Raw genomic sequence first — 25,536 nt, forward strand, 5'->3', positions numbered from 1 at the left:
GTATACATATGACCTATGCTTTGAACATATATAAATTGACATGCCCGCAAGAATCGACCAGTTTCCGGGTGCAAGACGAGCGGGAGAGGGCCATGCAACAAAGCCGCACCGACATCCTGAAGGCCTATCGGCAGATGCGGATGATCCGGGAATTCGAGGAAAGACTGCATATCGAGAATCGCAGCGGCGAAATCGCCGGCTTCACGCATCTGTATGCGGGACAAGAGGCGATCGCCGTCGGCATCTGCGAGCATCTGACCGACCGCGACTATATCAGCTCGACCCATCGCGGGCATGGCCATTGCATCGCCAAGGGTTGCGACCCGCGGCTGATGATGCACGAAATCTATGGCCGCGCCGACGGGCTGTGCAAGGGCCGCGGCGGCTCGATGCATATCGCCGACATCGACAAGGGCATGCTGGGCGCGAACGGCATCGTCGGCGGCGGGCCGCCCATCGCGGTCGGCGCGGCCCTGGCCTGCCAGGCGCGCGGCGACGGCAGCGTGGCGGTATCCTTCGGCGGCGGCGGCTCGTCGAACCAGGGCACGGTCTTCGAGGCGATGAACATGGCCGTCGTGCTGAAGCTGCCCAAGATCTTCGTCTTCGAACTGAACGGCTATTCCGAACATACCGGCGAAGGCTATGGCATCGGCTCGGACCTGGCCGGGCGGACGCGGGGCTTCGGCCTGCCGGTCTTCGAGGCGGATGGGTTCGACTATTTCTCGGTCCACCAGGCGATGGCGGATGCGCTGGAGCATGTGCGCGCCGGCAAGGGCCCCTGCGCCCTGATCGCCGAGGCGACGCGCTATTTCGGCCATTTCGAGGGCGATCCCCAGAACTACCGCGCCAAGGACGAGGTCAAGACCCTGCGCGAGACCCGGGACGCCCTGCTGCGTTTCCGCCGGAAAGTCACCGAGGCCAAGCTGATCGAGGCCGGCGAGCTCGATGCCATCGACGCCGAGATCGCGGCCTTCATCGAGGATTGCGTGGCCTCGGCCCGCAAGGCGCCGGCACCGGGGGCCGAGATCATGCTCTCTGACGTCTATGCCGATTACTAGGACCGCATCATGACCGTGAAAACCATGCGAGAGGCGCTGAACGAGGCGCTGTTTCAGGAGATGCGCCGCGATCCCGGCGTCATCGTCATCGGCGAGGACGTGTCGGGCGGTGCCGGCGGGTCGTCGGGCAGCCGCGATGCGGCCGGGGGCATCTTCGGCGTGACCAAGGGGCTGATGGGCGAATTCGGCGACAAGCGCGTCATCGACACGCCGATCTCGGAAAGCGCCATCATCGGCCTGGCCAATGGTGCGGCGCTGGCCGGCATGCGCCCGGTGGCCGAGCTGATGTTCGCCGATTTCGTCGGCGTCGCCATGGACCAGATCTATAACCAGATGGCCAAGTTCCGCTATATGTTCGGCGGCAAGGCCAAGGCGCCCATCGTCGTGCGCATGTCCATGGGCGCAGGCATGAACGCCGCCGCCCAGCACAGCCAGACCATCTATTCCATGCTGTCGGCCGTGCCGGGGCTGAAGGTGGTGGTGCCGTCGAACCCGGCCGATGCCAAGGGCATGCTGGCCGCGGCGATCCGCGACGACGACCCGGTGATCTTTCTGGAACACAAGGCGCTTTATTCCAGCAAGGGCGAGGTGCCGGACGGCGAATATGTGGCACCGCTGCATGGCGCAAGCCTGGTGCAATCGGGCAAGGACGCGACCGTGGTCACGCTGGGCCGCATGGTCTCCTTTGCCGCAAAGGCGGCGGCCAAGCTGGCCGGGGACGGGATCACCGTCGATCTGATCGACCTGCGCTCCACCTCGCCCATCGACGAAGAGATGATCCTGGAAAGCCTGTCGCTGACCGGGCGGCTGGTGGTCGTGGACGAATCGAACCCGGTCTGTTCGATCGCCTCGGAAATCGCCGCCATCGCGGCCGAGAAGGGCTTCGCCTCGCTGCGCGCGCCGGTGGTGCGGGTCACGGCGCCGCATACGCCGGTGCCCTTCGCCCGCGAGTTGGAGCGCATGTATGTTCCCGGTCCCGACCGGATCGAAGCGGCCATCCGCAAAGCCGTGAAAGGAGAGTGAGCATGGCCCTGATCCATCCCGTCACCCTGCCGAAATGGGGCCTTGAAATGTCCGAGGGCCAGATCTCGCGCTGGATCGTCGCCGAGGGCGACAGCGTCGAGCCGGGCACCGAGCTGGTCGACATCGAGACCGACAAGATCGTCAACACGCTGGACACCGACAGGGGCGGCATCCTGCGCCGCATCCTGGTGCCCGAGGGCGAGACCGCCCCGGTCGGCGCGCTGATCGCCGTGCTGGCCGAGGCGGAAGCCAGCGAGGCCGAGCTGGCCGCGTTCATCGCCTCCTATGTGCCCGTCGATGCCTCCTTCGAGCCCAAGGACGAGGCAAAATCCGCGTCGCCCGAGCCCTCCCCCGCCGCCGAGGCGCCCGCCGAGGCCGGCGCCGGGCCGAAGGCCTCTCCCCTGGCGCGCCGCATCGCGGAACAGGACGGCATCGACCTGGCCGGGGTCCAGGGCTCGGGCCAGGGCGGCAAGATCAAAAAGGCCGATCTGCCGTCGCGCCCTGCCGCGCTTGCCCCCGACGAAGCGGCAAGGCGGAATACGGGCGCCCGTGCCAGCCCGGTCGCGGTGAATTTCGCCAATGCGCTTGGCTTCGACCTGACCGGGCTGAAACCCAGCGGCTACCGCGGCCGCATCTCGCTGGCCGATGTGCAGGCGGCGGTGCAGGCGGCCGGCCTGTGGTCGCCGCCGGCGGCTGCGATCCCCGCCGCGCCGGCTGTGGCCCCGGCAGCCGCGGCGCAGGGGGTCGAGCAGCCCTTTACCGGGATGCGCAAATCCATCGCCAATGCGCTGCGCCATTCCAAGCAGACCGTGCCGCATTTCTACACCGCCATGGATGTCGAGATGGACGCGCTGATGGCCCTGCGCGGCCAGTTCAACAGCGGGCGCGAGGGGGCGAAGATCTCGGTCAACGACTTCCTGCTGCGCGCCGCCGCCCTGGCCCTGGCCGCCCATCCCGAGGTGAACATCCACGTCTCGGACGGCGGCATCACCCGCTTCGACCAGGTCGACCTGTGCGTCGCCGTGGCCATCGACGCCGGGCTGGTGACGCCGGTGATCCGCAATGCCGCGCAGCGATCCCTGACCGAGATCGCGGCCGAGGCGGGCCGGCTGATCGCCGCCGCCCGCGACCGCAGCCTGACCGCCGAGGATCTGCGCGGCGGCACCTTCACCCTGTCCAACCTGGGCATGTATGGCGTGCGCAGCTTCGACGCGATCATCAACCCGCCCCAGGGCGCGATCCTGGCGGTGGGCGCCCCCCGGCGCGAGGCGCGCGAGACCGCCGAGGGCGGGCTGCGCTTCGCCAGCGTCGCGACTCTGACGCTTTCGGCCGATCACCGCGGCATCGACGGCGCGGTCGCCGCGCGGTTCCTCTCCACCCTGAAGGCCCGGATCGAGACGCCGATGGCGCTGGTGATGTGACCCGGCCTCCCGGCGCGGCGAAGGCCCCCTTTTCGGGGGCCTTTTCCTATTCGGGGACCGGCCAATGCGCCGCGAAGGGATGGGACGCATCGTAAAGCTCCAGCAGCTCCACGACATTGCCGTCCGGGTCATGGCCATAGACCGCGTTGAAGGTCGGCCGCGGCAGGGGCGAGGAATGGAATACCACGCCCTTCTGTCGCAGCCGTTCGTATTCGGCGTCCAGATCCTGCACCGCCAGGCAAAGATGCGTCAGCCCGGCCCCGAACAGGCGCTGATGCGGGCCGCGCCGCTCCGGGGCCGGCGACTCGAACTGGAACAGCTCCAGATAGCAGTTCCGGTGCCGCAGCATCGCCAGTTGGGCGGCCGAGCCGCTGGCGCCCAGCAGCGCGTTCTGGGCTTCGGCATCGGCGGTCCAGGACTGGCGGTGGACCAGTTCGAACCCCAGCACCTCGGTATAGAAGCCGATCAGCCTTTCGATGTCATGGGTCGAGATCGCCGCGTGATGAACCCCCAGGATCACGCCTGCTGTTCCTCGGGCTGGTAATGCTGCACCCAGCCGGTCCAGCTGGGCAGCGATTCGGGATAGTCGCCGGGCATCGGCACCTCGTATCCGCGCTGGCGCAAGGGCGAGGCCAGCGCCTCGGCATAGCTCTGCACCGGCACGTAATACAGGAACTTCAGCAGCCGCGAGGCGAAATACCATTTCCCGTCGCGGCGGCGGTATTCGTCCTCGTAGCGCAGCGAGCCGACCAGCACCTGCTGGTTGCGCACCGCCTCGGCATGGCAGAACACCTCGCCGGTGGCGCGGTCGGGGTCGGCGGGATCGAAATTGATGACCGTGTCATGGGTCCAGTGGACGGACAGGCCCAGCACCTCGAAGCGCTTGCGATACATCTGCATGATGCCCTCGAGCCCCTCGCCCTTCATGCGCCCGTCGGCGGAGCGCACCCAGGACTCCTCGCGAAACAGCGACCGCAACAGGGGCACGTCGCGGTCGTCGCAGGCTTTGCAGTAATGCGAAATCAGCGCCAGGATCTCGGCACGCGATTCCAGGCGGTCCAGCCGGATTTCCAGATCGGTCAACTTGTCTCTCCCTTATAGCGACAAAACCATTATTGCACACATTGACACGATATTCATTATATAGTTTTATATTATGTGTATAAATATGCCGCGCAGCAAGATTGGGATCCGCTGATGACCCTTGACGCGTTCCACCCTTTCAAGGCCCCGGAAAGCAACCCGCCCGCCCCCGAAGGCTGGATCGAGCTGCCTTCGCCCGGCGGATTCTGCGACACCTTCGGCCCCGTGCATGCGACGCGCGACGGGCCGGGGCAATTCGCGGTGGGCTTTCGCTGCACGGAACGCCACCTGAACCCCTCGCACTATTGCCACGGCGCGGCGTTGGCGGCCTTTACCGACATGCAGGCTTACGGCGTGCAGCATCTGGTCGGCTACGAGGCAGCCGTAGTGCCCACGATCTCGATGAACATCGACTTCCTGTCCATCGTCCATCCCGGCGACTGGGTGCGCGGCGACATCGAGGTGACGCGCAAGACCCGCAACCTGGTCTTTGCCCAGATGCGATGCAGCGTCGGCGACCGGCCGGTGATGAACGCCCGCGCGCTCTTCAAGGTCATGGCGATGCACGCGCTGGCCGACACCACCTATTTCGACCGCATCGGCCCCGAGATCGAGCGCCGCTTCGCGCGCATCGGCCGCTGATGGCAGGCCGGCACCCCATCCCCGGCAGGCGATACGACCTGACCGCGGCGCTGGACGACCGGGTGCGCGCGCTTTGCGCCGCCCCGCCGCGGCAGGGCGACCTGGCGCATCCGATCCACGCCTATCTGGGCGGACTGGCAGCGATGCCGTCGCCCATCGGCGATTTCAGCCGCGACCTGGGGCTGGCCTTCGATGCCGGGCCGGTGCTGGGCGAATGCCGGCTGTCCTTTCCCGGCCGGCTGCGGGTCGGTCGGTCCTATCGGGCGACGGTCGAGGTTCTGGACCTGACGCGCAAGCCCAGCCGCCGCTTTGGCCGGGCCGACCATCTGGCGCTGGCCATCACGCTGTCGGACCAGGCCGGCCCGGCCAGCCTGCTGCAATTCAAGATGATTACCCCGGCGGTGGATGATGGCTGACAGACAGAACGGCACCGGCTGGAGCTTCGGCCCGGTCAGCGGCCCCGAGATGGCGCAATGGTGCGCTCTTCTGCGCGACGACAACGCCATCCACCTGCGGCGCGAGGCCGCCGAGGCGGCGGGCTTCGGCCCCCGGCGCGTCAATCCCGGCCCGGCCAACCTGGCCTATGTCATCAGCGCCGCCATGGCCGCCCATCCGCAGGCCGAGTTCGCCGAGATCGCCGCCTTCTTCGCCGGCAACGTCTTCGAGGGCGACCGGCTTGCCGTCGCCCTGACCCCCGGGCCCGGCGGCACACTTTACGCCGAGGGCCGCGCCGCGCCGGTCCTGCAGGTCCAGTTCACCTTCAAGGAGCATGACTGATGTCGGATATCCTGACGGCCAGCGGCACGACGGTCTGGCGCCTGATCGCCGGGCGCGCCCATGACCGGCCCGAAGCGCCGGCGCTGATCGAGGGCGGCCGGGTGCTGAGCTATGCGGACATGATCGCCGCCGCCGACCGCATCGCCGCCGACCTGGCGGCGCGGGGCGTGACGCGGGGCGACCGCGTGGCCGTCCTGTCCGAGAACTGCATCGAATACGGCCTGACGCAGCTGGCCTGCGCCAAGCTGGGGGCGATGGTCGCCTGCCTGAACTGGCGGCTGGTCGCGCCGGAACTGGCCTGGTGCATCGAGCTGGTGCAGCCGCGGCTGGTGCTTTGCTCGGCCCGCCACCGCGACCTGGCCCGCGCCGCCTGCCCCGACCGCCAGGCCCTGGATCTGCGCAGCCTGGGATGCGCGGGCGAGGCCCCGGATCAGGCCCGGCCCGAGGACGGGTTCATCATCATCTATACCTCCGGCACCACCGGCCGGCCCAAGGCCGCCGTCATCAGCCAGCGGGCACAGATCGCGCGCATGTGCGCCTTTCGGCTGGACCTGGGACTGGCGCGCGAGGACGGCTATATCTCATGGGCGCCGATGTTCCACATGGGCGGCACCGAGCATCTGTTCTCGACCCTGCTGATCGGCGGCGCCGTCACCGTGATGGACGGGTTCGACGCCGACCGGATCATCGACACGCTGGAGCAGCAGCGCATCGGCTGGCTGATGACCGTGCCCGCCACCACCGAGCTGCTGCTGGCCCGGCTGCGGACGCGCCGGCCCCGGATCAAGGGCGTGCGCGTGGTCGGCGCCATGGCCGACATGACGCCGGCCGCGGTCATCGACGAGGTGACGCGGCTTTTGGACGCGCCCTATCTCAACTCCTTCGGCGCGACCGAGACCGGGATGCCGCCGCTCTCCGGCGACCTGATCCGGCCCGGAGAGATGCCGCGCAGCCTTGCCAAGAAGCTTAGCGTGCTGACCGAGCTGCGCCTTGTCGGCCCGGACGGCCGCGACGTGGCCGAGGGCGAGACCGGCGAAGCCTGGGTCAGGGGCCCGACGCTGTTCAGCGGCTACTGGAATGCCGACCAGGTCAACCGCGAGACTTTCAGCGGCGGCTGGTTCCACATGGGCGACCTGTTCCGCCGCACGCCCGCGGGCTATGAATTTGCCGGGCGCTCGAAATATCTCATCAAGTCCGGGGGCGAGAACATCTATCCGGCCGAGATCGAGCGGGTGATCCTGGCCGATCCGCGCGTCGCCGACGCCATCGTGGTGCGCCGCCCCGATCCGCATTGGGGCGAGGTGCCGGTGGCGGTGGTGGCGCGCTGCGACGACAGCCTGGACGAGGCCGGGGTGATCGCGCTGTGCCGCGCCAGCCTCGCTGGCTACAAGCGCCCCAAGGGGGTGGTCTTCGTCCCGGTCGAACAGTTCCCGCGCAGCACCAGCGGCAAGATCATCCGCGAGGCGGTCGAGGCCATGGTGCAGGAGGCCACGGCCTGAGCGGCCGCGGCGCCCTGCTTCATTCCACGAAACGCCCCGGCGCCTGGTGATAGGCGGGCGGGACCACCGCGACGTCAAGCCCGCTGTCGATCACCAGCACCTGCCCGGTGATGCCGCGGGCCGAGGGGCCGGCCAGATAGGCGAAGGCATCGGCAATATCCTCGGCCGTGCAGACATAGGGGATGGGATTGCGTGCCAGGGCCCGGTCATAGGCCGCCTGCTCGCCGCCGCTGAGGCTGCTGGTCATGCCCGTCACCACGTTGCCCGGCGCCAGCGCATTCACCCGGATCGCGCGCGGCGCCAGCTCCACCGCGCTCGAGCGCGTCAGACCCACCACCGCGTGCTTGGCGGTGGTATAGGAATGGTTGGCCCAGGCCCCGACCCCGGCCAGGCTGGCGGTGTTCAGGATCGCCCCGCCCTGATCGCCCATGGCATTCGCGGCATGCTTGGTGCCATGGAAAACACCGCTGACCATGACCTCCAGCACGCGGTTGAAATCGCGCGCGGCGGTCTCTCCGATCGGGCCGATGGCGCCCAGGATGCCGGCATTGTTGATCATGCAATCCAGCCGGCCATGCCGGTCCAGCGCCGTCTGCACCAGCGCCTCGACCTGATGCTCATCCGCCACGTCGCAGGCCAGGGCGGTCGCGCCAAGCTCCTGGGCCAGGGCCTGCACGCCCTCGGGTCGCAGGTCGCCCAGGACCAGCCTCCAGCCGTCGCGGTGAAAGCGCCGCGCGGTCGCCGCGCCCAGGCCCGAGCCCGCGCCGGTGATCACGGCGACCTTGTCCATCTGGTCATTCATCTTGCAGCAGCGCCTCCAACTCGCCGATCTGGGTTTCGTTCAGCCGCAACTCGGCGGCCTTTGCGTTCGCCGTCACCTGTTCGGGCTTGGTCGCCCCGGCCATGACCGAGGCCACGACGGGCTTCGAAAGCAGCCAGGCAAAGGCGACCTCGGTCAGGACCAGCCCGTTGCGGTCGCACCAATCGGCGATGCGGTCCACGCGGGCCAGGTTCTCGGGCGTCAGGTAACGGTCGGCCAGCCGCGCGATCTTGCCGAAACGCCCCTCGCCCGGATCGCCGCCGCGGTATTTCCCGGTCAGCAGCCCCGAGGCCAGCGGGAAATAGGGCAAAAGCCCCATTCCCAGCGCCTTCAGGCAGGGGATCGTCGTCGCCTCGGCCCCGCGCCGGATCAGCGAATATTCCGCCTGGAGCGAGATGAAATGCTGCACGCCCAGTTCCCGCGCCAGATGGTGGGCATGGGCGATTTCCCAATCCGCCATGTTCGAGGTGCCGATATAGCGGACCTTGCCCTGCGCGATCAGCCGGTCCAGCGCATCGAGCGTTTCCTCGATGGGGGTGGTCGGGTCCGATTCATGCAGCTGGTACAGGTCGATCCAGTCGGTGCCCAGCCGGCGCAGGCTGTCCTCGACGCAGCGGATGATATAGGAGCGGTCGGCGCCGCGGCTGCCGTCGGCCATTTCCAAGCCGAACTTGGTCGCCACCACGGCCTTGCCGCGCCGCGGGCCCAGGGCGCGGCCCAGGAACTCCTCGGACCCTCCGGAACGGCCATAGATGTTGGCGGTGTCGAAAAAGGTGATCCCGGCATCCAGTGCCGCATCGACCACCCGGCGCGATTGCGCCTCGTCCGTGGTCCAGTTGAAATTGTTGCAGCCCAGCCCGACCGCCGAGACGGTCAGGCCCGAACGGCCCAGCTTGCGATAGTCCATGCTCGCACCTTTCTAGAGTTCGCGGATCACGTCGCGCCCGTCCCAGCCGACCGAGGGCAGGCGCATGCGGTCGAACATCTGCCGCCGCTCGGGTTTCAGATCGACCAGTTCGATCATCGGCGCATCGGGATCGGCGGGGTCGCACAGATAGCACATGCGCGACAGCGCCTGATGCCCCTCGATGGCGCGGATCATGCCGCGCGCCTCGGCCGCTGCCAACTGCGCCTCGAAATCGTCGCAGAGAAAGCCGAAATGCTGAAGCCCGGCGCCGCGCCGTTCCAGGAAATCGCGATAGGGCGAGGCTGCATCGGTCGGCTCGATCAATTCGATCTGCACCGGGCCGGTATAGCCCATCAGCACCCGCTTGTGGACCTGGGCCGAGACCGGCTCGCCCCAGATCTTCAGCACCTGGAACGGGATCGGCACCGGATAGACGAAGAAGGGCCCGACCCCCATGCGCCCGGCCCAGTCATGGGCGGCGGCATCGGCATCGGGAACCACATATCCGTGCTGGAACAGGGTTCCGTAATGGCGGCTCATGCTTTTCCTCCTTGGTGGCGGGTGGTTGCCGCGATCCGCGCCGCGGCGGCGCTACGGCCGCTCGTCCCGGCCCGGCCCCAGCGTGGCGAAGGAAAAGGGATGGCCGTCATCCATCACCTCCAGCAGTTCCAGCACATTGCCATCGGGATCGTGGCCATAGACCGAGACATGCGTCGGCCGGCGCTGCGGGACCGAGCGAAAGCGGATGCCCGCCGCCTCGAGCCGGGCGACCTCGGCCGCAAGGTCGCGGACATGCAGGCAAAGATGGGTGATGCCGTGGTCCTGGATGCCGCGCTCGGGGCGGCTGGGAACGGGGCTGGAAAACTCGAAAAGCTCCAGGAAGCAGTTGCCGGCGCGCAGCTTGGCCTGCCGCGCCGCCGATCCGCCGAGGCCCATGATCGTGTCGGGCAGCGCCGTGCCCGGCCCCCACTCCATGCGCGAGGCGACGGTGAAGCCGAGCAGGTTGCAATAGAAATCCAGCGCCCGGTCCAGGTCCGGGGTCGAGATGGCGGCGTGGTGGATACCCAGGATCACGGCCGCACCTCGGCCGCCGCATTGCTGCCCGCCACCCGGCCGAAGACGATGGCATTGCCGATCGAGGCGCCGCCGCCGGCATAGCAGGGGCCGAACATGCCGCCCGTCGTCTCTCCGGCGGCGTAAAGGCCGGCAATCGGCCGGTCGGCCTGGTCCAGCACCCGCGCCTCGGGGTCGATCCGCAGCCCGGTGCCGGTCCAGCACACGATGGCCGGCCGGATGCGCGCGCCATAGAAGGGCGGGGTCGCAATCGGCTTCAGATGCTCGGCCGGCTTGAAGAAATGCGCGTCCCGCCCGGTTTCGGCAGCGCGGTTGGCGGCGGCGACGGTGGTGGCCAGCGTCGCCGCGTCGATGCCAAGCTGCGCCGCCAGATCCTCCAGCGTATCGGCCTGCGCGATCTGCCCGCGGGCGGCGAAATGCGCCAGCCGGTCGGCGGACCAGTTCGGGGCGGTGGCCGAGCGGGCCTCGCGCCGCGCCGCCTCGTCGAAGATCGCGAAGCATTCGCGCGCGGTCTGTTCGTTCAGCAGTTCGGACAGGATGGAATATTCGCAGGATTCGTCGACGAAGCGGCGCCCCTCATGCGTGACATGGATCAGCCAGGGCGGCAGATAGGTCTCCAGCTCCTTTTCCCAGCCCGGCGTCATCAGCAGCAGGCCGCGGTCGGGCCGGGTGATGCCGGCGCCCAGGCGGCGGCCGATGCGGATGCCGTCGCCCTGGGAATGGGCCGAGCCGATATACCAGGACAGCTCGCCCTGCGCCGCAGCGGTGGGGTAAAGCTCGGCCAGCAACTGCCGGTTGGCGCCGAAGCCGCCGGTGGCCAGCACCACCGCCCCCGCCGTCACCCGGTCGCCCTCGACCAGGATGCCGGCGACGCGGCCGTCCTCGACCAGCAGCTCCTGCACCCGGCTGCGCAGCGCCATGTCCACGGCAAGGCCGCTCAGCGAGCCCTCCAGCACCTCGGCGATCTCGGCGCCGTGGCCGCGGGCGCGATGGCCGCGCCGGATCTTGTCCACGCCCGAGCAATACAGGTTCTGCTCGGGGAAATCGACGCCCAGCCCGACCAGCCATTCGAAGGCCGGCGTCGCGTCATGGCACAGCCGCCGGACCAGCGCCGGGTCGAGCTTGTATTGGTTGATATGCAGGTAATAGCGGTAAAGCGCCTCGGGCGTGTCCTCGATCCCCGCCCGGCGCTGGAGCGAGGTGCCCGCCGCATAGAACACGCCCCCCGACAGCGCGGTCGAGCCGCCCGCCTTGTCGCCCGCCTCGACCACCAGCACGCGGGCGCCGGCCCGGGCCGCCATATGCGCCGCCGCAAGCCCGGCCCCGCCGGCGCCCACCACGATGACGTCGTAATCCCTGTCCATCACGCTGCTCCCTTCATCCCCGGTGCGACGCCCTGGGCCATGTCCTCCAGGACCATGGCGGCGCATCTCTCGCCGATCATGATCGAGGGCGCGTTGGTGTTCCCGGCCGGCAGCCGCGGCATGATCGAGGCATCCGCCACATACAGCCCGGCGATGCCATGCACGCGCAGCCGGTGATCGACCACGCCGCCCGCGGCCAGGGGCAGCATGGCGCAGGAGCCCACGGGATGCAGGTTGGCGATGCCGTTGCCGCGCAGCCAGTCGATGATCTCGGCCTGGGTCCGCAGTTCGGGGCCGGGGCGGATCTCCTCGGCCATATAGCGGGCCAGCGCCGGCTGGCCGGCGATGTGGCGCGTGATGCGGACGGCATTGGCCATGGCCATCCGGTCCAGCTCGTCGCGAAAGAAATTGTGCCGGATCACCGGATCGGCAAAGGGGTCGGCCGAGCGCAGCCGCACCTCGCCGGTCGCCACCGGGTCCAGATGCACCGGGCTCATGGTGAAGCCGGGAAAGTCGTGGACCCGCATTCCCCGCCTGTCGCGCGAGGCGACCGACCAGATATTGGTGTTGATCTGCAGATTGGGCCGGTCCCTGGTCTCGTCCGTGCGGGTAAAGATGCCGGCAAAGATACCGTTCGCGGCCAGCGGCCCGCGCCGGGCCAGCACATATTGCGCCCCGGCGATGGCCTTGCGCAGCGGGCTGCGCGCCAGTTCGTTGATCGTCACCGGCTCGCGGCAGCGAAAGATCAGCGAGCAATAGAAATGGTCGCGCAGGTTGGCGCCGACGCCGGGCAGGTCGTGCAGCACCTCGATGCCGTGCCCGCGCAGATGATCGGCCGGCCCGATCCCCGAAAGCTGCAAGAGCTGGGGCGAGCCGAAGGCCCCGCCACAGACCACGACCCCGTGCCGCGCCCGCGTGCGCAGGATGCGCCCGTCCCGGCGGTATTCGATGCCGACGGCTCTGCGGCCCTGGAACAGCAGCCGGGTGGCATGGGCGCCGGTATCGACGCGCAGGTTGCGGCCCGCCGCCGAGAGATAAGCGCGGGCCGAGTTGCAGCGCCGCCGGTTGCGCGTGGTGGTCTGGAACAGCCCCGCCCCCTCTTGCCGGGCGCCGTTGAAATCGGGGTTTGCGGGGATGTCGGCCTGTTTCGCGGCCTCGATGATCGCCAGTGCCACCGGCGACGGGTCGGGCTGGTCCGAGACGGCCAGCGGCCCGCCGGTGCCGTGATAGGCGTCGGGGCCGCGGGCCTGGTCCTCGGCCTTCTTGAACCAGGGCAGCACCTCCTGCCAGCTCCAGCCGGGATTGCCCAGCTGCACCCAGGTGTCGTAATCGGTCGGATGGCCGCGGATATACAGCATGCCGTTGATCGAGCTGGTGCCGCCCAGAACCTTGCCGCGCGGGTTGTACATCGGCCGCCCGTTCAGTTCCGCCTCGGGCTCGGATTCGAACATCCAGTTCACCTTGGGATTGGTGAACAGCATGGGATAGCCCATCGGCACCTTGATCCAGAAGGCGCTGTCGCGGGGGCCCGCCTCCAGCAGCAGGACACGGTATTTCCCCGATTCCGCCAGCCGCCCGGCCACCGCGCAGCCTGCCGAACCGGCGCCCGAGACGATGAAGTCGAACTCGCTGTCGAAACGCATCGCGTCCTCCTTGGCGCAGCGGCGCGCCCTTGCCTGGGCGCGCGCCTGCGGTGCCTTACAGATCCTCGGGGCGCACGAAGCTGCCGTCCTTGACGGTCAGGATGCCCATGCCGAAGGTCGCGGCCCGTTCCGGGGTGAAATTGTAGACGCCCTGCCCCACGATCACCGGCACGTCCTTGATGCCGGCCAGGGCGTCGCGCAGCTCCTCGCGCGTCGCATCCGGACCGGCGCGGCGCAGCGCATCGGCAAAGACCATCATCGTCGAATAGCCCTGCGGCACCCAGTTGTCGGCCTCGACCCCGTGCCTGGTCTTGTAGGCTTCGGCAAAGGCGCGGGAAGGCTCGTCGAAGCCGCCCGGCGTCCATTCGCCGATCACGGTCACGCCCTCGACCGCGCTGCCGCCGGTGTTGAGGAACTCGGGCGAGGCCAGCGATTGCAGGCCGAAGATCTGCACCTCGGGGTCAAGGCCCGCCTGCTTGAACTGCATGATGACATTGGCGCCAAGCGCGGCCGGGGTGGCGATGAACAGGCAATCGGCATCGCTTTGCGCCACCTTCACCGCCAGCGCCGAAAAGTCGATGTCGGACAGCTTGACCCCATCGAGCTGCGCCTTCACCCCATGCTCCCTGACCCGCTCCATGAACACATTCGCCATGGCGACATAGGCTTCGTTGTCCAGAACGGTGATGACCGCGCAATTCTGCACGCCGCGCTTCTCGGCCGCATAATCGGCGATCGGCGGCGTGGCGATCCCGGCCGGCTGCGAAAACGGGAAGGACCAGGGCCCGGCCAGCGGCACGGCATCGTTGTTCGACTGCATATAGGCCAGGATGCCCAGATCGTTGGCCGCGGCCGCAGCCGCCGGGGCGATGGCGCCGGTGGTCGGGCCGATGATGGCGATGGTTTCCGAATCGGCGGCGCGCCGGCCGATCAGACCCAGCGCCTGACCACGGTCGCCGGCGTCGTCGTCCAGCGTATACCGGATCGTGACCCCCTCGCCCGCCAGGCCCTTGGCGTTGATTTCCTCGATGGCCATGACCGCGCCGTCGGCGATGCCGCGGCCGATGAAGGCCGGGCTGCCGGTCAGCGACTGGATGATCGCCACCTTGACCTCCTTGGCCATGGCCATCGGCGCGAAGGCGGCAGAGACGGCAAGCGCGGTGCCCATCAGGATTCTCGGTGACATTCGTTCTCCCTCCCTGGGGCGCCCGGCGTCGTGATCCGGCTGCCCCTGTTGAAACCGGCGCCCGACACGGCCGCACCGGGGAAGCGGCGGGCAGTGGTTGATTCGTGCCTGTCAGCAAAAGAACACAAATTTATAGTTGTTGTATACAAAAATATGTGTCTATGAATTATGGATCGGGAGAATCCGCAGAACCCCGACCGGGAAGGGAGAGGCTCGTGTTCCTGCAACAACTCGTCAACGGCCTGGTGATCGGCGGGGTCTATGCGCTGTTCGCGCTTGGCTTCACGCTGATCTTCGGCATCCACAAGATCATGAACCTGGCCCATGGCGGGATCTTCATGACCGGGGCCTTCATCGGCCTTTACTCGGTCCAGGCCGGGCTGCCCCTGTGGCTGGCCTTCATCCTGGCGATGGTCGGCGCCGGTCTCGTCTCGGTCATCATCGAGGTCACGGCCTTTCGCCGCCTGCGCCAAAGCGGCGAGGTCGAGTTCAGCGCCCTGATCTCCTCGATCGGGGCGAACCTGGTGCTGGTCTCCATCGCGCAGATCCTGTCCAAGACCCAGGTGCTGCGCTTTCCCTTCGACACTTTCCCGGTGGTGATCTTCAAGCTCTGGGGGCTGCGGGTCTCGGCGTTGCAGCTGGCCATGGCGGTGCTGGCGATCCTGCTGGTGGCAGGGCTTTCCTGGTATCTCTACCGGACCGGCTTTGGCCGCCAGGTCCGGGCCGTGGCACAGAACGAGCGCGCGGCGCTGCTGGCAGGCATCCGGCCCAGCGTCATCTATTTCCAGACCTTCATGCTGTCGGGCATGCTGGCAGGGGCGGCGGGTGTGCTGGTCGGGCTGGCCTTCAACTCGATCCATTTCATGATGGGCGACCCGTTCCTGCTGCGCGGCTTCGTCGTGGTGATCCTGGGCGGGCTGGGTTCGGTCGCGGGGGCGCTGGTCGCCTCGCTGGGCTTCGGGGTGCTGCAAACGCTGAGCGTCGCCTATCTGTCGTCGCGGCTGTCCGACATCATCATCTTCGGCCTGCTCTTCGCGGTGCTGCTGCTGCGCCCCAACGGCCTTTTCGGGCAGGACGAGGCCGGCGTGCTGAGGGGGCGGCGCTGATGGACATGCTGCTGAGCTTTCGCCCGCTGTTCGACCTGTTCCTGATCCACCTGGGCTTTGCCTATTCGCAATATATCGTGCTGCGCGCCGGCGCCTTTTCCATCGGCAATGTCGGCCTGTCGGCCATCGGCGCCTATACCGCGGCCATCCTGACGGTGAATTACGGCCTGCCGCTGCCGGTGACGCTGCTGGCCGGCACCTTTGCCGGCCTGGCCTTCGGCGCGCTGCTGGCGATCCCGCTGGCGCGGCTGCGCGGGGTCTACCAGGCCATTGCCTCGCTCGCCTTCGTGCAGATCGTGCTGTCGGCCAATCTTTACGCCGAGAACATCACCGGCGGCGCCATGGGCTTTTCCGGCATCCCCAAGCTGGTCGGCACCGGGACGCTGCTGGTCTGTGCCCTGGCGACGATCTACGTGATGCTGGCGATCTCGCGCTCGCGGCTGGGCCGGGCCTTCGACGCCGTGCGCGAGGACGAGGGCATGGCGGTGTCGCTGGGCATCAACGCCGCGCGCACCCAGGCCGTCGCCTATATGATCTCGGGCCTGCTCGCCGGGCTTTTCGGCAGTCTCGAGGCGCTGCATTCCTATGCGGTCGAGCCGAACCAGTTCGGCTTTCACCTGATCATCGTCGTGCTGTCCTATGTCGTGCTGGGCGGCCGGCGCAGCATCTGGGGGCCGCTGGTGGGCGTCGCCCTGCTGATCGCGCTGCCCGAGATCTCGCGTCCGCTCGCCGATGCGCGGATCATGATCTATGGCCTGATCCTGATGGCGGTGATGAACTTCATGCCGCGCGGCATCGTCGATACGCTGGTCGCCCGCCGCGCCCGCCGCCGCAGCCGCGCCGCCACCCCCGAGGTCCGCCAGGCAGAGGTGAAGGGATGACCGATCTTGTCCTTGAGCATGTCCACAAGAATTTCGGCGGCGTCATCGCCGCGAAGGATGTCAGCATGCGGGTGCCGGCGGGCCGGATCACCGGGCTGATCGGGCCGAACGGGGCCGGCAAGACCACGCTGATCAACCTGATCACCGGCATGCTGTCGCTCAGTTCGGGCAAGGTGCTGTTCGGCGACCGCGACATCTCGGCCGAGCCGGCCGACAAGGTGGCGCGCGCCGGCATGGGCCGCACCTTCCAGAACATCCGCCTGCAGAAAGAGGCCAGCGTGCTGGCCAATGTCATGGTCGGCTTTCACCGGCACGAGACCTGCTCGCTGATCGCGGCGATCCTGGGCCTGCCCTCGTCGCGGCGCGAGGATGCGCTGCTGCGGCAAAGGGCGATGGCGCTGCTCGGGCGGTTCGGCATGGCCGGGCATGCGGACAGCCCCGCGGGCAGCCTGGCCTATGGCCACCAGCGCAAGGTCGAAATGATGCGGGCGCTGGCCACCGATCCCGAGTTGATCCTGCTGGACGAGCCGGTCGCCGGCATGAACGATGTCGAGGCGCTGCAACTGGGCCGGATCTTTCGCGAGCTTGCCGACGAGGGCAAGGCGATCCTGCTGATCGAACACAACATGCGCTTCGTGCAGGAGCTTTGCGACCATGTCCATGTGCTGGACGGCGGCCGGCTGATCGCCGAGGGCAAGCCCCGCGAGGTGGTCGCCGACCCCGCCGTCATCACCGCCTATCTGGGAGAGGAATGATGCTGCTGACGGTGACGGACCTCCATGCCTCCTACAGCGGCATCCGCGCGCTGGCCGGCGTTTCGCTGAACGTCGCCGAGGGCGAGATGGTGGCGCTGATCGGGCCGAACGGCGCCGGGAAATCGACGCTGCTGAACTGCATCAGCGGCATCGTCCAGCCCGGCGCCGGCCAGATCCGGGTCGAGGGGGTCGAGCTGGCGCGCAAGCCCGCCTGGGCCATCGCGCGCAGGGGCATCCTGCAATCGCCCGAGGGGCGGCAGGTGCTGCCCGACATGTCGGTGCTGGAGAACCTGCAGGTCGGCGCCAATGCCCTGCACGGCCGCCGGCCGACCCATGACATCGAGGCGGTGTTCCGGCTGTTCCCGATCTTGCGGGAACGGCAGGAGCAGCTGGCCGGCTCGCTTTCGGGGGGCCAGCAGCAGATGCTGGCCATCGGCCGTGCGCTGATGGGCGGGCCGCGCCTGCTGCTTCTGGACGAGCCCAGCCTGGGGCTTGCCCCGGTCATCGTGCAGCAGGTCTTCGAGGCGCTGGCGCAGCTGCGCCGCGACGGCATGACGATCCTGCTGGTAGAGCAGAACGCGCGCAAGGCCCTGCAGGTCTCGGACCGCGCCTATGTCATCGAACAGGGCCGTGTCGTGACCCAGGGGTCCAGCCGCAGGCTGGCACAGGACGACGGCGTGATCGCGCATTACCTGGGCACCGGCGGGCATTGACCCGCCCTGCCCTTCCGGTGCCCTATGCGGCGGCGGTTTCGGTTTCCAGCGCCCGGCGCGCGCGCATGTGTTCGGCCGGCAGGTTCACCGTCTCGACGCAGACCAGCCTTTCGCCGCGATAACTGCGCACCAGGAGCCGCGTCGGATCGGACGAGGGCTCGACCTCGGTCCGGTCGGCGCCATCGCGCAATCCGGCGATTTGCAGCTTGTGCGGACCCTGGTCGCTCCAGAACCAGGGCGTCCTGGCAAAGGGCACGGGCTGGCCCGCCAGCCGCTCGGCCAGGCATTTCGCCTGATCCACGGCGGCCTGCACGGATTCCAGCCGCAGATGCGGCCCGCCCGGCCCCTGCGCCACGGCGGCGCAATCGCCGATCGCCGAAATGGCCGGGTCCGCGGTCGCCAGGAAGCAATCGGCGAGGATGCCGTTTTCCACCGCAAGCCCGGCCTCGCGCGCCAGTTCCGCGTTTGGCACCACCCCGGTCGCCATCAGCACCGCATCCGCGGCAATCGTCCGGCCATCCGCCAGCTCCACCGCGCCGGCGGCACCGTCCGGCCGCGCCAGGATGCGCCGGACCGCGACGTCCAGGTGGATCTCGACCCCCGCATCGCGATGCGCGCGCAGGAAATGGTCCGATACCGCCGGCGAAACCGCCCGCGCCATCAACCGCCCGGCCGCCTCAAGCAGCGTGACCCGCAGCCCGGCGGCACCGAACGCCGCCGCCGCCTCGAGCCCGATGAAGCCGCCGCCGACGATCACCACATGCCGCGCGGTGGCGGCCAGGCCGCGCATCCGGTCGGCATCGTCCAGGCCGCGCAGCGCCATCACCCCCGGCAGGTCCGCACCCTCGATAGGGGGAAGCCGGTTGCGGGCGCCGGTGGCCAGAACCAGGTGCCCATAGCCCAGTCGCCGGCCGTCCGACAGGACGACGGCCTGTCGGGCGCGCTCGATCCTTTCCACCCGGCTGGAGGTCAGCACGGCGATGTCGTTCATCTCATAGAACTCGGCCTTGCGCAGCAGCAGGCGCTGGGGCTCGCCCTCGTTGAAATAGGTCTTGGACAGCGGCGGGCGGCTGTAGGGCAGGAACGGCTCGTCCCCCACAAGGACGATGGGACCGGGATAGTCCTTCTGCCGCAGGCTGATCGCCAACTGGCAGGCGGCCTGCCCCGCCCCGACGATGACGACTGCATGGTGATGGCTTCGCTGCATGGGGCCTCCGCTGGAAAAGGCGATCCCGGCGGGCCGCGCCGGGAAAGCATCTTCGCCGACAAGAACCGATCCGCACAGGCATCTCAAGTTAAAAATACTAGATGGCAGTTTGAGTATGCAATTTTACGCCAAGATTCCGGGCTACCGCCTGCAAATCCGGGAGATCTGGCCGCACGGCGTGACCAAAACGGAGAGAAGTCCCGCTTGCGCCAAAACTTGCACAAATCAAAAATATATTTGACTGATGAAATAAATATCATAAATGTGCACAAAAATACAAGGGAGGAATCATGAAACGAATGATCGCCGCCACCGGCGCGGCCCTGATCGCGCTTGCGACGCCGGCAATCGCCGAGCAGCCGACCGTGGTCATCATGCAGTCCCTGACCGGCCCGGCCGCCTTCATGGGCGCCGGCGTGTCCGAGGGCATGGAAATGGCCTTTGCCGAGGCGAATGAAAAGGCCGAGTTCGGCGCCGGAAAATCCGTCCGCGTCCTGGTCGAGGATGATGCCTCGGACCGCACCCAGGCGTTGACCCTGATCACCCGCCACGCCAATGCCCCCGAGGTCAGGATGATCCTGGGCCCGACCAGCGGCGCCGTCGCCATCGCCGGGGCCGAACTGGGCAACCGGCTGGAACTGCCCATCGTCACCCTGACCAACAACCTGGACATCCCCGCCGCCGGACCCTGGGGCTTCATCAGCACGCAGCCGCCGCAGCAGATGATGTCCTACCTGGCCGATTTCGCCGCCGACACCCGCAAGGTCGAAAGATGCTCGACCGTCTCGATCAAGGAGATCGAGGTCTATGTCGCCCTGCGCGCCGCCTTCGAGGATCTGGTCCGCGACAAGGGCGTCGCCGTCGTGTCCAGCGAATCGGTGTCCTCCTCGGACATCGACTTCTCGACGCTGGCGACCAAGATCGCCGGGCAGGACATCGACTGCCTGTTCATCTCGGCCATGGCGGCGCAGGGCGGCAATATCGTGCGCCAGCTTCGCGAAGCCGGTCTGGGCGACGAGGTCCAGATCTTCGGCATGAACACCTTTTCCTCGCCCGAGTTCACCCAGACCGGCGGCGGCGCGACCGAGGGCGTCTACATGCTGTCCGACTGGGTGCCGGGCGGGTTCAACGACTTCTCGGTCGCCTTCGCGCGGAACTTCGAAGCCCATGCCGGCCGGGCGCCGGACAATTGGGCGGCGCTTGGCTATACCATCGGCCGCGTGGCCATCGAGGCGATAAAGGCCGCCGGGCCCGAAAGCGGGCGCGCCGCCATCCGCGACGCGCTGAGCGCGACCAGGGACGTGGCCTCGGTGATCGGCAGCGGCTCCTACAGCTATGTCGACGACCGCTCGCCGGTCAGCGGCAGCAACGTGGTGCAGATCAGGAACGGCGTCGCCGTGCTTTATACCGAATGACCCCGGCAGGGCGTGGCAAGATCGCCGCGCCCCACCCAGATGGAGTGAACACGATGGCGGCCGAGCCCCGGCATTTCCCGCATATCTTCCGCCCCCTGCGCATCGGGGACATGCAGCTTTCCAACCGGATCATGGCGCCGCCGCATGGCCGCATCATCGCCGATCCGCTGGCCTCGCCGAAAGAGGCCGAGCGTTTTGCCGGCTATTGGCTCGAACGGGTGCGCAACGGCCTTTGCTGGGTCGATGGCGTCAATACCTTCATCGACAACCGCATCGTGCCGCGCGGCTATGCGCCCTCGGGGCTGGGCGCCATCCTGCGCGGCAGCGTCCACAACCCGCATTATCGCGACCGGATGGCACGGCTGGCCGAGGACATCCACGCCCATGGCGCCGTGGTCACGGCCCAGATCATCAACCAGGGCGCCATGCCGCATTCCGCCTCGGGCGTGCTGGCGAATTACACCAACAATGCCGGCACCCACGCCCTGACCCGCCCCGAGATCGCCCGCATGATCGAGGATTACGCCCTGATCGCCCGTACCGTGCGCGATTGCGGGCTGGACGGGATCGAGCTGCACGCCAACCACGAGGACGTGCTGCAACTGTTCCTGTCGCCCGCAACCAACCACCGGCAGGACGAATACGGCGGCAGCGCCGAAGGCCGGCTGAAGCTGCTGATCGACGTGCTGGCCGCCATCCGCGCCGAGGTGGGGCGCGACCTGACCCTTGGCATCCGCTTCAACATGCACGAGCTTTTCGAAGGCGGCTACGATCTGGACGAGGGCATCGCCATCGCCCGCGCCGTCGAGGCGACCGGGCATATCGACTTCTTCCACGGCGTCATCGGCAACAATTGGGGCGCGCCCAGCTATATCCAGCCGCATCTCTACGGCGTCGCGCAATGGTCCGAGATGGCCGGCCGCTATCGCGCCGCCCTGTCCGTGCCCGTGGTCTATAGCGGCCGCGTCGATTCGCCCGAAGCGGCCGAGGCCGTGCTGGCTCGCGGCCATGCCGACGTGGTGGGCGTCGCACGCGGCTTTTTCGCCGATCCCGCCTTTGTCGCCAAGGCGCGCCAGGGCCGCAGCGCGCAGATCGTGCCCTGCATCGGCTGCAACGACTGCCTGCACGCGGTCTCGGTCGAGAAGCTGCCCTTCGGCTGCGCGGTCAATCCCCGCGCGGGCCGCGAGGCCGACCCGCCCCCTGCCCGCGCCGCCCAGCCGCGCCGGATCGTCGTGGTCGGCGCCGGCCCGGCCGGGATGGAGGCCGCCGCAGTCGCCGCCGAACGCGGTCACGCGGTGGTGCTGCTGGAACGGGCCGGGGCGCCGGGCGGGCAGATGCGGCTGGCCGCCGCCGTGCCCGAGAACCGGCAGTTCCTGGCCTATATCGACCGCCAGCACGACCGGCTGCGTGCCGCCGGCGTGGACATCCGCCTGGGGATCGAGGCCGATCCGCCGGCGATCCTGGCGCTTTCGCCCGATGTGCTGCTTCTGGCCACCGGCTCGCGCCCGCGCCGGCACCGGGTTCCGGGCGCCGAGCTGCCCTTCGTGATCGAAGGCCGCGACCTGCTGGCGGGACGGGCGCAGGCCGGCCGGAGCGCGCTGGTCATCGCCCGCGAGGATCACATGCAGCCCCTGACCGTGGCCTCGGCGCTGGTCGAGCGCGGCGCGCATGTCCGGCTGCTCTATCAGACGCCGGCCGTCGCGCCGCTGGTGGGGAAATATTCCATCGGTGCGATCATGGCCCGGCTGACCGCCGCCGGCGCCGAGCTGCGCGTCATGGAACGCGTCACCGCCATCGCGCCCGGCCGGGTGACGACGCGCAATGTCTATTCCGGCGTCGAAGCGCTGCATGAAGGTTTCGACAGCGTCGTGCTTGCCTGCGGGGCCGAGCCCGAGACCGCGCTGGCCGAGGCCCTGCAGGCGCAGGGGGCCATCGCACCCCTGCTGCTGGGCGATGCCTATGTGCCGGGCCGCATCCTTGCCGCGACGCGGGAGGCCCATGAGATCGCCTCGCGGCTCTGAGCGGCACGGCGGCCGCCCGTCGGGGCTGACGGGCTAGGGCTGGTAGCCGAAGGTTTCGAAATCGCGGGCGTAATGGTCGCGCACGCGGATGCGGTCGGCGGGGCTCCATTCGATCTCCAGCGGGTCCGAGCGCAATTCATGCGGGTTCTGCTGGGGCGGGGCCACGCCCAGCCGCTCGGCCACGGCCGCCAGCGGCGCGGCAAGGCCGTCTTCCAGCTTGAAGACCTCGACATCCTTGCCCAGGAACTCCCATTGCGGGCGCAGGTGGTTGTCGAGATGGAACTTGGCGCGGCGCTGCAGGTCGAGGTTTTCCTCGACCCAGGGCGAAAAGGCGGGCAGGCCCTTCCAGAAACTGTCCTTGGCCAGCTGCGCCCGCATCCGGTATTCGCTTTCGATCCGGTGATAGGGGTTGCGCACGATGGTAAAGGCGTAGTCGAAGAAACCCTCGCCCAGCAGCGCCTCGATATCCTGCGCGCGATAATGCTGCGGCGTGCAGCGGCTGGCATGGGGGATGCCCATGGAAAACAGCCGCAGGGGGGCGATGCCCTTCATCCAGCTCTCGACCGAGGTGCCCCCCGCCTTCGGGATATGGATGAAGAGGATACGCTTGCCGTTATGCTGGATGAAGGGCATGGTTTGTCCGGTGGATATACGATTCAGGCCATGAGTATGGCTTAATTCCTCAAGGGCGCAGCAAGCTTATGCGGCACGCCATGTTCGGTCAGATAGGCGTAGAAGCGCGTATAGGCTTCCTGATATTTTTTCGCGAACCCGTCCGTTCGGTAGTATTTGTCAAAGATGTCTCCGACGGTTTTCTCTTCCGAAAGAGCTTTCAGAGGAGCTTGTGGCAGGCCAAGATAGTCGCAGAACTCTTGGGTCCGACTGTCATGGACGATCCATAGGCTGGGCACGCCCGACTGCATCGCCGCCATATTTCCATGGAAACGCGTTCCGATGCAGGCATCGAATTCGCCGCTGCTGAGCTTCGCGAACCAAGGCGGCATCGAGTAGTATTGGACGAACTTCTCTCTCACCCAGCGGTGATACCCTGAAAAATCAAGCCGACCGGATTTGAAAATATTGTAAAGCTGCGGGCTTATCAATGAGCGCACGTTTTCTGGAAGATTGTCAATGGTTGCGCCCTCATCCAACTGCGCCAACTCATACTCAAAATGCTCCGTCTGGCCGATGAAAGCCGCACCCTCAGACATCGCCTCTTTAATAAGAGGCAATTCTCGGGCATGATACGTAACGTTGACAACCAAACGGTCAGCATTCGGCGTTTCAGTCAATTCTGGAATTTTGAAATCTGGACGACGGCTGATGAAGCAAGACTGGCAGCCAATAACCTCGATGTTATGGACGCCAAGATGCTTGCAAAGATCCGCGGTAAACTCGCCTCTAACCGCAATTTTTGGCGAATAATGTGATATAACCGAAAGAAGACGTTTTGTTTCTGCCGAGATATCCATGTCAGGGATGGCTTGGCCAATTTTGGCTTGCGCCCCCAACCCAAACACTATCACAGGCAAATCAAGCTTTTCGATCGCATCAGCCACCTTCCGATGGCCGGCAGCAAGAACATCATTATTGCCGCCTCTGATCGCATTAGCCGTAATGAAGGCAATATGCGTTAGTTCAGACCGGTATTTCTCGATCATTTCATCGGTAAGATTATTCAGAGGAATGTTTTGGTTCTGTCCAATGATATGACGCGCAGCAAAGCCATGTAGAAAGTTTCCTGTGTTTTCGCGCGTACCAGGTGGTCTTTCCGACGGAATTCCTATGAACCCAACGCTCCCTCCTCCTACTGGAAGAACGAAGTCAGTCGTTGATTGATTGTTAAGCATTTCATCTCCACTATACGGAACTATTGGAAAATCTGGACCGCCTATGCTCAAGCCTTCTCCATTTCTAATCGATTCAGACGCTGCTCCAACCGGCGAATGCGTTGCGCTTGGCCCAGCGTTATTTCTAAAAGCGCGTCAAACAAACGGTCACGCAAAGCGCCTATCTCCGGTGGCGACGGCGGAGCTTTGGCAAAGGTGCGTAAGTCGAAGCCAAAAGCATCTGCGAATTGGTCAAAAAGCGCTGCCTGCTCGCGAATTATGAGATCGGTTTCAGAATAATCAAAGCTTGCCTCGATCACATCTTCCAGTTTTGGGACGGCGGTCAGGCTTCGAAGAACCGCTTGATCGAAAGCAGACGGTAGCACGTGCTTGGGAAAGCGGTTATTGAATAGTGCCCGCAACACTATCTCCGCATCTTCTCCGCGTTCAAGCACGCGTTTGTCCGGGACATTGATTTCAAACCCGATAGCCTCTGCAAAATCCCCCACGATGTCGGCAGCATTGTCATAGGACCGCACTTCCAAAATCTCTTCCATCTGCCGATGCCAATGCAGGAGACCAGAATACCACTGCACCAGCTGGCGCGCTTTGATTTCATAGGGTTGCACTGGACCAGGGTCCACTTTGTCGCGCACCCCCCATTGCACATAAGCCGAAGGCAGCCAAGCTGCGGGATGACGAGCGTAGCCGATCACGCGCACCGTGATACCTGCCTCGCGCAGCCGGTTTATCATCGGCTTCAACTGCCAAGCCCTACCAGAAAGCGCTTCATTGGACAGTATAAAGGATTGGATTCCGGCTGCGGAACGGACACGCAGCACCTCAATCAACGAATCAGCCGCCCGCTCCATCTCCTCGGGAGTCTGGGAAAAAAACTGTTCCTGATTCTGCACGCCTCGAAAGCGCGGGTCCAGCATATCAAACCACATGCCAAGGTATTCCGCTCCCTGCAGGGCAAGTTGGTCGGCATTAGCCGACAAGGCAGCCTGAATTGCACTGGATCCGGTCTTCCCCATTCCGATATGCAGGATCAGATTCATGGCTTCTCACTTTCATTGGGCTGGCTGTGTGCAATGGTAATCAATTCGGCA

26 protein-coding genes are annotated in these 25,536 nt (G+C 66.8%); 13 read left to right on the forward strand and 13 right to left on the reverse strand.

Translation table 11 applies throughout. The features are described from left to right. Positions 1-92: 92 nt before the first annotated feature. The 3 genes from ESD82_RS07965 to ESD82_RS07975 are packed head-to-tail and all read left to right on the forward strand — an operon-like array spanning position 93 to position 3,502. On the forward strand, positions 93-1,058 hold the full coding sequence (locus tag ESD82_RS07965) for a thiamine pyrophosphate-dependent dehydrogenase E1 component subunit alpha (protein ID WP_147429399.1): 966 nt from the start codon (positions 93-95) through the stop codon (positions 1,056-1,058). 9 nt (positions 1,059-1,067) lie between these two features. Beyond that, the gene (locus ESD82_RS07970; RefSeq protein WP_024844825.1) at positions 1,068-2,081 is read left to right on the forward strand and encodes an alpha-ketoacid dehydrogenase subunit beta; all 1,014 of its coding nucleotides are present in this window, start codon (positions 1,068-1,070) and stop codon (positions 2,079-2,081) included. Positions 2,082-2,083: 2 nt separating this feature from the next. After that, on the forward strand, positions 2,084-3,502 hold the full coding sequence (locus ESD82_RS07975) for a 2-oxo acid dehydrogenase subunit E2 (RefSeq protein ID WP_028710200.1): 1,419 nt from the start codon (positions 2,084-2,086) through the stop codon (positions 3,500-3,502). Between the two features lie 46 nt (positions 3,503-3,548). Here ESD82_RS07975 and ESD82_RS07980 read toward each other — a convergent pair whose 3' ends face one another. Continuing rightward, positions 3,549-4,022 carry a VOC family protein gene (locus ESD82_RS07980; RefSeq protein ID WP_024844823.1) on the reverse strand — a complete coding sequence of 158 codons (474 nt, stop codon included), beginning with the start codon at positions 4,020-4,022 and terminating at the stop codon, positions 3,549-3,551. After that, positions 4,019-4,585: a nuclear transport factor 2 family protein gene (locus tag ESD82_RS07985; protein WP_147429398.1), complete on the reverse strand. Its 567-nt coding sequence runs from the start codon at positions 4,583-4,585 to the stop codon at positions 4,019-4,021. Before ESD82_RS07985 ends, ESD82_RS07980 begins: the two co-directional genes overlap by 4 nt. Positions 4,586-4,699: 114 nt before the next feature. Between ESD82_RS07985 and ESD82_RS07990 the strand changes: the two genes are divergently transcribed. From ESD82_RS07990 to ESD82_RS08005, 4 genes are read left to right on the forward strand one after another with little or no spacing between them, the layout of a single operon-like run. After that, positions 4,700-5,227, forward strand: a complete 528-nt coding sequence (locus ESD82_RS07990; protein ID WP_147429397.1) for a PaaI family thioesterase — start codon at positions 4,700-4,702, stop codon at positions 5,225-5,227. Then, positions 5,227-5,643, forward strand: a complete 417-nt coding sequence (locus ESD82_RS07995; RefSeq protein ID WP_147429396.1) for a hypothetical protein — start codon at positions 5,227-5,229, stop codon at positions 5,641-5,643. The genes ESD82_RS07990 and ESD82_RS07995 overlap by 1 nt, the downstream gene beginning before the upstream one ends. Continuing rightward, positions 5,633-6,004 carry a hotdog family protein gene (locus ESD82_RS08000; RefSeq protein WP_147429395.1) on the forward strand — a complete coding sequence of 124 codons (372 nt, stop codon included), beginning with the start codon at positions 5,633-5,635 and terminating at the stop codon, positions 6,002-6,004. The genes ESD82_RS07995 and ESD82_RS08000 overlap by 11 nt, the downstream gene beginning before the upstream one ends. Next, positions 6,004-7,503: a class I adenylate-forming enzyme family protein gene (locus ESD82_RS08005; RefSeq protein WP_147429394.1), complete on the forward strand. Its 1,500-nt coding sequence runs from the start codon at positions 6,004-6,006 to the stop codon at positions 7,501-7,503. The genes ESD82_RS08000 and ESD82_RS08005 overlap by 1 nt, the downstream gene beginning before the upstream one ends. Positions 7,504-7,522: 19 nt before the next feature. Here ESD82_RS08005 and ESD82_RS08010 read toward each other — a convergent pair whose 3' ends face one another. From ESD82_RS08010 to ESD82_RS08040, 7 genes are read right to left on the reverse strand one after another with little or no spacing between them, the layout of a single operon-like run. Then, on the reverse strand, positions 7,523-8,293 hold the full coding sequence (locus ESD82_RS08010; RefSeq protein ID WP_167521735.1) for an SDR family NAD(P)-dependent oxidoreductase: 771 nt from the start codon (positions 8,291-8,293) through the stop codon (positions 7,523-7,525). Between the two features lie 4 nt (positions 8,294-8,297). After that, a complete protein-coding gene (locus ESD82_RS08015; RefSeq protein ID WP_147429393.1) occupies positions 8,298-9,230 on the reverse strand; it encodes an aldo/keto reductase in 933 nt (310 codons plus the stop codon). 12 nt (positions 9,231-9,242) lie between these two features. Next, the gene (locus tag ESD82_RS08020) at positions 9,243-9,770 is read right to left on the reverse strand and encodes a VOC family protein (RefSeq protein WP_147429392.1); all 528 of its coding nucleotides are present in this window, start codon (positions 9,768-9,770) and stop codon (positions 9,243-9,245) included. 51 nt (positions 9,771-9,821) lie between these two features. Then, positions 9,822-10,304 carry a VOC family protein gene (locus tag ESD82_RS08025; protein WP_024844814.1) on the reverse strand — a complete coding sequence of 161 codons (483 nt, stop codon included), beginning with the start codon at positions 10,302-10,304 and terminating at the stop codon, positions 9,822-9,824. Continuing rightward, entirely contained in the window at positions 10,301-11,668 is a 1,368-nt protein-coding gene (locus ESD82_RS08030) for an FAD-dependent oxidoreductase (protein WP_167521736.1), read from the reverse strand. The genes ESD82_RS08025 and ESD82_RS08030 overlap by 4 nt, the downstream gene beginning before the upstream one ends. Next, positions 11,668-13,311 carry a GMC family oxidoreductase gene (locus ESD82_RS08035; RefSeq protein ID WP_147429389.1) on the reverse strand — a complete coding sequence of 548 codons (1,644 nt, stop codon included), beginning with the start codon at positions 13,309-13,311 and terminating at the stop codon, positions 11,668-11,670. Before ESD82_RS08035 ends, ESD82_RS08030 begins: the two co-directional genes overlap by 1 nt. 55 nt (positions 13,312-13,366) lie before the next feature. Further along, positions 13,367-14,497: an ABC transporter substrate-binding protein gene (locus tag ESD82_RS08040; RefSeq protein ID WP_081750494.1), complete on the reverse strand. Its 1,131-nt coding sequence runs from the start codon at positions 14,495-14,497 to the stop codon at positions 13,367-13,369. Between the two features lie 215 nt (positions 14,498-14,712). On the opposite strand from ESD82_RS08040, the gene ESD82_RS08045 reads away from it, so the two are divergent. Genes ESD82_RS08045 through ESD82_RS08060 form a run of 4 tightly spaced genes read left to right on the forward strand, consistent with a single transcriptional unit; the run spans position 14,713 to position 17,952 of the window. Then, complete coding sequence (locus tag ESD82_RS08045) at positions 14,713-15,603, forward strand: branched-chain amino acid ABC transporter permease (RefSeq protein ID WP_024844810.1); 891 nt, start codon at positions 14,713-14,715, stop codon at positions 15,601-15,603. Beyond that, positions 15,603-16,484: a branched-chain amino acid ABC transporter permease gene (locus ESD82_RS08050; RefSeq protein ID WP_147429388.1), complete on the forward strand. Its 882-nt coding sequence runs from the start codon at positions 15,603-15,605 to the stop codon at positions 16,482-16,484. Before ESD82_RS08045 ends, ESD82_RS08050 begins: the two co-directional genes overlap by 1 nt. Beyond that, a complete protein-coding gene (locus ESD82_RS08055) occupies positions 16,481-17,239 on the forward strand; it encodes an ABC transporter ATP-binding protein (RefSeq protein WP_028710192.1) in 759 nt (252 codons plus the stop codon). The genes ESD82_RS08050 and ESD82_RS08055 overlap by 4 nt, the downstream gene beginning before the upstream one ends. A 2-nt stretch (positions 17,240-17,241) precedes the next feature. Next, entirely contained in the window at positions 17,242-17,952 is a 711-nt protein-coding gene (locus ESD82_RS08060; protein ID WP_028710191.1) for an ABC transporter ATP-binding protein, read from the forward strand. Positions 17,953-17,974: 22 nt separating this feature from the next. On the opposite strand, the gene ESD82_RS08065 is transcribed toward ESD82_RS08060, so the two are convergent. Further along, on the reverse strand, positions 17,975-19,159 hold the full coding sequence (locus ESD82_RS08065; RefSeq protein ID WP_147429387.1) for an NAD(P)/FAD-dependent oxidoreductase: 1,185 nt from the start codon (positions 19,157-19,159) through the stop codon (positions 17,975-17,977). A 290-nt stretch (positions 19,160-19,449) separates the two neighbouring features. Between ESD82_RS08065 and ESD82_RS08070 the strand changes: the two genes are divergently transcribed. Then, the gene (locus tag ESD82_RS08070; protein WP_147429386.1) at positions 19,450-20,574 is read left to right on the forward strand and encodes an ABC transporter substrate-binding protein; all 1,125 of its coding nucleotides are present in this window, start codon (positions 19,450-19,452) and stop codon (positions 20,572-20,574) included. A gap of 53 nt (positions 20,575-20,627) precedes the next feature. After that, entirely contained in the window at positions 20,628-22,595 is a 1,968-nt protein-coding gene (locus tag ESD82_RS08075) for an oxidoreductase (protein ID WP_147429385.1), read from the forward strand. Positions 22,596-22,628: 33 nt separating this feature from the next. Here the strand turns inward: ESD82_RS08075 and ESD82_RS08080 are convergent, their stop codons facing one another. From ESD82_RS08080 to ESD82_RS08090, 3 genes are read right to left on the reverse strand one after another with little or no spacing between them, the layout of a single operon-like run. Continuing rightward, positions 22,629-23,228, reverse strand: a complete 600-nt coding sequence (locus ESD82_RS08080; protein WP_028710188.1) for a sulfotransferase family 2 domain-containing protein — start codon at positions 23,226-23,228, stop codon at positions 22,629-22,631. 41 nt (positions 23,229-23,269) lie between these two features. Continuing rightward, the gene (locus ESD82_RS08085) at positions 23,270-24,445 is read right to left on the reverse strand and encodes a polysaccharide pyruvyl transferase family protein (RefSeq protein ID WP_147429384.1); all 1,176 of its coding nucleotides are present in this window, start codon (positions 24,443-24,445) and stop codon (positions 23,270-23,272) included. A 47-nt stretch (positions 24,446-24,492) separates the two neighbouring features. Further along, the gene (locus tag ESD82_RS08090) at positions 24,493-25,485 is read right to left on the reverse strand and encodes a polysaccharide biosynthesis protein (protein WP_147429383.1); all 993 of its coding nucleotides are present in this window, start codon (positions 25,483-25,485) and stop codon (positions 24,493-24,495) included. Positions 25,486-25,536 lie beyond the last annotated feature (51 nt).

The organism is Paracoccus pantotrophus, from assembly GCF_008824185.1.
GTDB classification, from domain to species: domain Bacteria; phylum Pseudomonadota; class Alphaproteobacteria; order Rhodobacterales; family Rhodobacteraceae; genus Paracoccus; species Paracoccus pantotrophus.